Genomic DNA, 621 nt, shown 5'->3' on the forward strand with positions numbered 1-621 from the left:
GTGCAATTGCAATGGACCACCCCTTATAGCGGACAGTCTAAACCGATTGAGCGGGCATGGCGTGATCTGGCAGAAGCGATTTCGAAACATCCCTTTTGTGCGGGGGCTTATACGGGCAATAAACCGGATGCCAAGCCTGAAGATTATGGAAAACGCGCGATAGGATTTGAAGCGTTTAAAGCCCATGTTGGTGCGCAAATTGTGGCGCATAATGCGCAAGCAGGGCGTAAGGCGGTCAATTGTGCGGGGCGCAGTTTTGATGAGACCTTTACTGAGAGCTTGCAAGCCGAGGGGACGATTATTCGGCAAGCAACGGCAGCACAACGGGCTTTATGGCTTTTAACCTCTGAGGCATTGCGTGCGCAAAAGGGTACGGGCGAGATCCATTTTTATGGCAATCGTTATTGGGCGCGGGCGTTGAATGAGCATGCGGGGAAAAAGGTGATTGTACGCTTTGATCCGGATAATTTGCATCAAGATTTACGGGTTTATGATTTGAATAATCGGTTGCTTTGTTTGGCACCATGCCTTTCTGATGTAGGTTTTTATGACCAGCAGGCGGCGCGCTTGAATGGGCGTTTGCGTAAAGAATATGTGAAGGCTGTTAAAGCAGAAAAACAG

At 49.3% G+C, this 621-nt stretch carries 1 protein-coding gene; it reads left to right on the forward strand.

Features of this window, described 5'->3' with window-relative positions:
- A partial coding sequence (locus ACFIL8_RS12240; protein ID WP_375690040.1) for a Mu transposase C-terminal domain-containing protein occupies positions 1-621 on the forward strand: 621 nt, incomplete at both ends.

It is taken from the genome of Bartonella sp. AP57NXGY, assembly GCF_042195805.1.
Lineage (GTDB): Bacteria > Pseudomonadota > Alphaproteobacteria > Rhizobiales > Rhizobiaceae > Bartonella.